Raw genomic sequence first — 4,504 nt, 5'->3', positions numbered from 1 at the left:
GGCTGTGCCGAGCGCGCGGCCCGCGCCCGCCACGGGCGGCGCGATCGGCGTGGCCGCGAACAGTGTCGAGGGCCGCCGGCAGGTGCTTGGACCCGGCATCGACGAAGTGCACAAAACCGAGACGGGATGCCTCGCTGCGACGCTGTGCCAGCTGCGCGACCGCTCGGATCTCACCCGAGAGGCTCAGCTCGCCGACCGCCGCGACCTGGTGTGGGATGGCGAACTCGCCGAGAGCGCTGGCGATGGCCAAGGCGATGGCCAAATCGGCGGCCGGTTCGGTGAGGCGAACTCCGCCCACCGTCGAGACGTAGACGTCGAGGGCGCTCAGCTTCAGCCCGGCGCGGCGTTCGAGAACCGCCAGGATCATGGCGACTCGCGACGAATCGACGCCGTTCACGACGCGACGAGGGTTCGGGGTCGAGCTCGGATTGACCAGGGCCTGGATCTCGACGGGCAGGGCGCGACGGCCTTCGAGCGCGACCGTGACGCACGAGCCGCTGACAGGGGTGCCGTGCCCCAGAAACAGCCCGCTCGGATCGGGAACCTCGGCAATGCCGTCGCCGGTCATCTCGAAGCATCCGACCTCGTCCGTCGGCCCGAAACGGTTCTTCAGTGCCCGTACGAAGCGCAGCGCGGTCTGACGGTCGCCTTCGAAATGACAGACGACATCGACGAGGTGCTCGAGCAACCGCGGCCCGGCGATCGAGCCGTCTTTCGTCACGTGACCGACGATCAGCACCGGCAGATCGCGTTCTTTCGCGATGCGAACGAGCGTCGCCGCGACCTCGCGCACCTGACTGGGATGCCCCGCCAGTCCCTCGCTGAGCGAGGACGAGACGGTCTGCACCGAGTCGACAATCAGAAGTGTGGGCACGACCTGGTCGATCTGGCCGACGAGTGTTGCCAGGTCGGTTTCGCTCGCGATGAACAGCTCGTCGTGGAGCGCGCCGGTGCGCTCGGCACGGAGCCGTACCTGCGCGGTCGACTCCTCGGCGCTCACGTACAGCACGCGCCGACCGGAGCGTGCGGCGCGCGCCGCAACCTCGAGTAGCAGCGTCGACTTACCGACACCGGGCTCACCCGAGATCAGGATCGTCGCGCCCGCAACGAGTCCGCCGCCGAGGACGCGATCGAATTCACCCACACCTGTGGGGCGTCGCGGAGCCTCGATCGTCGCAACGTCGGTTATCGGTCGCGCAACGCGATCGGCCGTCGGCGCGTGAGGTGTGAATCCGCGCAGGATGCCGGTCTGTTCCGCGACCTCGGTGACCGTGCCCCACTGCTGGCACTCGCCGCAGCGACCCACCCATTTGACGCTCGTCCACCCGCATTCCGCGCAGCGATAGGCCGTGCTGGGCTTTCGAGTTGCCATGGGCCCAGGTTAGGCGCCCCCACCGACAGAGGGCGTCAGTCGAGCGGCCAGTCCAGCGTTCGGGCCAGGGCATCCTGCCACCGCGCGAGCATGTGTGTGCGCTCGGCCTCGCTCGACGTCGGCTCCCACCGGCGGTCCTCGCTCCACAGGTCCGAGAGCTCGGGCAGCCCCGCCCAATAGCCGACCGCGAGCCCGGCGGCGAAGGCCGCACCGAGCGCGGTCGTCTCGACGTTCACCGGTCGGATGACCGGAATACCCAAGGCATCCGCCTGCATCTGCATGAGCGTGCCGTTGGCGACCATGCCGCCATCGACGCGAAGCTCGGTGATGGCAGAGCCCAGGTCGGCGTTCGCCGCGTCCACGACCTCGCGGCTCTGCAGTGCGACCGACTCCAGCGCCGCCCGGGCGATGTGCCGACGATCGGCGAAACGGGTGAGGCCCAGGATCGCGCCGCGCGCGTCGGGCCGCCAATGCGGGGCGAACAAGCCCGAGAACGCGGGGACGATGATGACGCCGCCCGAATCCTCGACCTCGTTCGCGAGGGTTTCGACCTCGGTGGCCGACCCGATGATGCCCAGGTTGTCGCGCAGCCACTGCACGAGCGATCCGGTGACCGCGATGGATCCCTCGAGTGCGTACGCGGTTGCGCCGTCGCCGAGCCGGTAGGCCACGGTGGTCAGCAACCCGTGCTCCGAGATGATCGGGCGGTCACCCGTGTTGACCACCAAAAAGTTGCCGGTGCCGTAGGTGTTCTTGCTGTCGCCGGGTGCGAACGCCGCCTGACCGAAGGTCGCCGCCTGCTGATCGCCCATGATGCCCGCGATCGGCACCTCGCGCAGCAGGCTCGACGGCTCGGCGTGCCCGTAGACCTCGGAGGACGAACGGATGTCGGGCAACAACGACTCGGGGATGCCGAAGGCTTCGAGGAGCGACGCATCCCAGTCGAGAGTTTCGAGATTCATCAGCAGGGTCCGGCTGGCGTTCGTGACATCCGTCGCGTGCACGCCGCCGTCCAGTCCGCCGGTCAGGTTCCAGAGCAGCCAGGTGTCGGGTGTGCCGAAGGCGAGGTGTCCTTCGTCGGCGAGCCGCCGCGCCTCGGGCAGGTTCTCGAGCGCCCACGCGATCTTCGTGGCCGAGAAGTACGACGCCAGGGGCAGGCCTGTGAGCCCGCGGAACCTGTCGATGCCTCCGTCCGCGGCGAGCCGGTCGACGATGGTCTGACTGCGCGTGTCCTGCCAGACGATCGCGTTGTGGACCGGTTCGCCCGTCCGGCGGTCCCACAGGATGACCGTCTCGCGCTGGTTCGTGATGCCGATCGCCGCGATGTCGTGCCGCGTGACGTCGGCGCGGGCGAGCGCGACCCCGATGACCTCTTGCGTGTTGTGCCAGATCTCGCTCGCATCGTGCTCGACCCATCCCGCGCGCGGGAAGATCTGTCGGTGCTCGAGCTGGCCGGATGAGACCGAGCGTCCCCGGTGGTCGAAGACGATCGCCCGTGTGCTCGTCGTGCCCTGATCGAGGGCGAGGATGTAGGTCATCGACGATCACTCCTTCGTTTGCGCGACTGCATCGTCTTCGCAGCGTCCGGCCCGCTGTGGGCCCCGGTCCAGAGTACGGAATCCCAGTCCACGGGACTCGATCGACAGGGTTCGCGGGGAATCTGGATAGCGTGGGCCCAGTGTCGGTCCCTCCGCTGAATCCCTCGCCCCCCGTCTTCACTCCGGGGCGTCTCGTCGCGCTCACCGTCGCAGTCATGTTCACGGCGGCGCTGCTACGGGCTCCGATCCTCGCGGTTGCCCCGGTCGCGGGAGTGATCGGCACCGACCTGGGGGTATCCGCCGCGGTCGTGGGTCTTTTGACGAGCATCCCCGTGCTCGCTTTCGCGATCTGCTCGCCGATCGCGGTATGGGTGATCCGGCGCGGCGGCATCGATTTCGCCCTCTCGCTGTGTTTGGCGGGGGCGATCCTCGGATGCCTCATTCGTTCCGCGGGTGGGCTCTCGGCGGCCCTCATCGGCACGGCCGTCATCGGGCTGTTCCTCACGATCGGCAACGTCGTCGTGCCGATCATCATCGCCCGTGAGTTTCCGCGCGAGCGAGCGCACTTCATGACCGGGGTCTACACGTCGGCGATCAACGTCGGCACGATGACGGTGACGTTCGCCACGGCGCCGCTCGCCGAGCAGATCGGGTGGCAGGGTGCCATCGTCGTGTGGGCAGGTTTCGGAGTGGTTGCGCTCGCCGTGTGGATCGGCCTGCACGGGGTTCGCGGGGCGCTGCTGCCGCGCGCGAGCGTGACGCCCGTGCCGAGCGGCGAGGCTGCGCCGCACGTGATGCGATCCGCGTCGACGTGGTTTCTCGCCGCGGCATTCGCCGGCCAGGCATTCAGCTTCTACGGGGTGACGGCCTGGCTGCCGTCGCTGCTCGAGGACGAGGGATTCGCCGCGGCCGCCGCGGGTGGCATCGCGGCGATCTTCCAGGTCGCGGGCGTGGCCGGGGCCCTCCTGATCCCGATCCTGACGACGCGCGTCTCGATCCTTGCGGGCGTGATTTTTGTGGCCGTCGGATGGCTTGCGATTCCCGTCGGGTTCGCGGTGGATCCGAGCCTCTGGTGGCTCTGGTGTGCGGTCGGCGGTATCGCTCAGGGCGGCGGATTGACCGTGGTGTTCATCACGATCGGCGCGCTCGGGGGCGGAGAGCGTACGGTTGCCGGCCGATCCGGGATCGTTCAGGGCGTCGGTTATGGGTTGGCGGCGGCCGGTCCGATCGCCCTCGGCGGGATCCACGAGGCTAGCGGCACGTGGTTGCCGGTGCTGATCGTCGTCGGGGGAGCGGTCGTGTTGTTCGGGGTGGCGGGTTCCCTCGCTGCCGCGCCGCTGCGGCGTCGCTGACGGCGGACCCTGCGTCGCGCGAAACCGAGGACTTCGGTGCGAAATGAGGACAATCCGGCCCCAGACATCCTCTTGCGGCGCTGAACTCCTCTGTTCGGGTCAGCCTCGGAGCGAGTCCGCCACCGTCCGCAGGGCATCGGCAGAGTCGCGCAGCAGGTCGAGCTCATGCGGCGAGAAGACGGTCTCGCGGATCGGCACCGCGCCGCGAGCGCTGACGATCGATGGGACCGACAGGGCCACCC

General features: G+C 69.0%; 3 protein-coding genes and 1 pseudogene. 1 reads left to right on the top strand and 3 read right to left on the bottom strand.

The annotated features are described in order from the left end of the window. Together radA and glpK are read right to left on the bottom strand one after the other, a co-directional pair. Nucleotides 1-1,372 (bottom strand): DNA repair protein RadA (gene radA / locus MIC448_RS14990; RefSeq protein ID WP_081766466.1); only part of this gene is annotated, 1,372 nt, incomplete at its 3' end. Between the two features lie 35 nt (nucleotides 1,373-1,407). Next, nucleotides 1,408-2,910 (bottom strand): glycerol kinase GlpK, encoded by a 1,503-nt coding sequence (glpK, locus tag MIC448_RS14985; protein WP_036301577.1) that lies wholly within the window; start codon nucleotides 2,908-2,910, stop codon nucleotides 1,408-1,410. Between the two features lie 140 nt (nucleotides 2,911-3,050). On the opposite strand from glpK, the gene MIC448_RS14980 reads away from it, so the two are divergent. Continuing rightward, entirely contained in the window at nucleotides 3,051-4,262 is a 1,212-nt protein-coding gene (locus MIC448_RS14980; protein ID WP_051514134.1) for a CynX/NimT family MFS transporter, read from the top strand. A 99-nt stretch (nucleotides 4,263-4,361) separates the two neighbouring features. On the opposite strand, the pseudogene MIC448_RS16515 reads toward MIC448_RS14980, so the two are convergent. After that, nucleotides 4,362-4,504, bottom strand: a pseudogene (locus MIC448_RS16515) (L-lactate dehydrogenase); the annotation flags it as partial.

The organism is Microbacterium sp. C448 (genome assembly GCF_000582705.2).
Taxonomy (GTDB): domain Bacteria; phylum Actinomycetota; class Actinomycetes; order Actinomycetales; family Microbacteriaceae; genus Microbacterium; species Microbacterium lacus_A.
The sequence above is the reverse complement of the archived record's forward strand: the minus strand, read 5'-3'. Positions and strand labels throughout refer to the sequence as shown.

What these genes read in the sequence shown, in the direction of transcription:
- glpK (WP_036301577.1), bottom strand. Translation starts at nt 2,910, where the DNA reads ATGACCTACATCCTCGCCCTCGATCAGGGCACGACGAGCACACGGGCG.